The 2500-nt window shown below is 51.7% G+C and carries 2 rRNA genes (1 of these 2 cut by a window edge); both read left to right on the forward strand.

The features are described from left to right. Window positions 1–183 precede the first annotated feature (183 nt). Window positions 184–1748, forward strand: a 16S ribosomal RNA gene (locus ACXACN_RS00050). A 171-nt stretch (window positions 1749–1919) separates the two neighbouring features. Continuing rightward, window positions 1920–2500, forward strand: a 23S ribosomal RNA gene (locus ACXACN_RS00055) (it continues 2335 nt past the right edge of the window). Together the 16S and 23S rRNA genes form the textbook arrangement of a ribosomal RNA operon.

Raw genomic sequence — 2500 nt, forward strand, 5'->3', positions numbered from 1 at the left:
AAAGTTGTTGACGAAAACAACTGCACATGATATATTAATTAAGTCGCTGTTTTTAAACGGCGGACAAAACATTTGATCTTTGAAAACTGAACGAACCAACCAGTACGTCAAAACATTTCTTCTTTATTGAAGAAATTTGAAACAAGCACATTTGGTGTGCAAATGAGCAAGTCAAACTTAACTTTTATGGAGAGTTTGATCCTGGCTCAGGACGAACGCTGGCGGCGTGCCTAATACATGCAAGTCGAGCGCGGGAAGCGAGTGGATCCCTTCGGGGTGAAGCTCGTGGAACGAGCGGCGGACGGGTGAGTAACACGTGGGCAACCTGCCTGTAAGATCGGAATAACCCCGGGAAACCGGGGCTAATGCCGGGTAATACTTTCTTTCGCATGAAGGAAAGTTGAAAGATGGCTTCTTGCTATCACTTACAGATGGGCCCGCGGCGCATTAGCTAGTTGGTGAGGTAACGGCTCACCAAGGCGACGATGCGTAGCCGACCTGAGAGGGTGATCGGCCACACTGGGACTGAGACACGGCCCAGACTCCTACGGGAGGCAGCAGTAGGGAATCTTCCGCAATGGACGAAAGTCTGACGGAGCAACGCCGCGTGAACGATGAAGGTCTTCGGATCGTAAAGTTCTGTTGTTAGGGAAGAACAAGTACCGTGCGAATAGAACGGTACCTTGACGGTACCTAACGAGGAAGCCCCGGCTAACTACGTGCCAGCAGCCGCGGTAATACGTAGGGGGCAAGCGTTGTCCGGAATTATTGGGCGTAAAGCGCGCGCAGGCGGTTCCTTAAGTCTGATGTGAAAGCCCACGGCTCAACCGTGGAGGGTCATTGGAAACTGGGGAACTTGAGGACAGAAGAGGAGAGTGGAATTCCACGTGTAGCGGTGAAATGCGTAGATATGTGGAGGAACACCAGTGGCGAAGGCGACTCTCTGGTCTGTTTCTGACGCTGAGGTGCGAAAGCGTGGGTAGCAAACAGGATTAGATACCCTGGTAGTCCACGCCGTAAACGATGAGTGCTAGGTGTTAGGGGGCTTCCACCCCTTAGTGCTGAAGTTAACGCATTAAGCACTCCGCCTGGGGAGTACGGCCGCAAGGCTGAAACTCAAAGGAATTGACGGGGGCCCGCACAAGCGGTGGAGCATGTGGTTTAATTCGAAGCAACGCGAAGAACCTTACCAGGTCTTGACATCCTTGGACAACCCTAGAGATAGGGCTTTCCCTTCGGGGACCAAGTGACAGGTGGTGCATGGTTGTCGTCAGCTCGTGTCGTGAGATGTTGGGTTAAGTCCCGCAACGAGCGCAACCCCTAATCTTAGTTGCCAGCATTTAGTTGGGCACTCTAAGGTGACTGCCGGTGACAAACCGGAGGAAGGCGGGGATGACGTCAAATCATCATGCCCCTTATGACCTGGGCTACACACGTGCTACAATGGATGGTACAAAGGGCAGCGAAGCCGCGAGGTGTAGCAAATCCCATAAAACCATTCTCAGTTCGGATTGCAGGCTGCAACTCGCCTGCATGAAGCCGGAATCGCTAGTAATCGCGGATCAGCATGCCGCGGTGAATACGTTCCCGGGCCTTGTACACACCGCCCGTCACACCACGAGAGTTGGCAACACCCGAAGTCGGTGAGGTAACCTTTTTGGAGCCAGCCGCCGAAGGTGGGGCCAATGATTGGGGTGAAGTCGTAACAAGGTAGCCGTATCGGAAGGTGCGGCTGGATCACCTCCTTTCTAAGGATATAACGGAAACGTACTGTGTTGGTTGTTCAGTTTTGAGAGATCAAACGATCTTTCAACTTGTGAACCTTGAAAACTGGATAAGGAATCATTGTCTTCATCTAACGATGAGACATTTGATGACAAGACATCTAATTGAAATTGTAAACGTCTTTTCACGACGATAGTTAAGTGAATAAGGGCGCACGGTGGATGCCTTGGTACTAGGAGCCGATGAAGGACGGGACTAACACCGATATGCTCCGGCGAGCCGTAAGTAGGCTTTGACCCGGAGATTTCCGAATGGGGAAACCCACTGTTCGTAATGGAACAGTATCCTATACTGAATACATAGGTATAGGCAGGCACACCCGGGGAACTGAAACATCTAAGTACCCGGAGGAAGAGAAAGCAAACGCGATTTCCTGAGTAGCGGCGAGCGAAACGGAATCAGCCCAAACCAGAAAGCTTGCTTTCTGGGGTTGTAGGACACTCCATTGGAGTTACCAAGGAGGAAGATAGACGAATCGATCTGGAAAGGTCAGCCAGAGCAGGTAACAGCCCTGTAGTCGAAATCTTTCTCCCTCCGGAGTGGATCCTGAGTACGGCGGAACACGAGGAATTCCGTCGGAATCCGGGAGGACCATCTCCCAAGGCTAAATACTCCCTAGTGACCGATAGTGAACCAGTACCGTGAGGGAAAGGTGAAAAGCACCCCGGAAGGGGAGTGAAAGAGAACCTGAAACCGTGTGCCTACAAGTAGTCGG

The organism is Halobacillus sp. AWM4_238, from assembly GCF_056158265.1.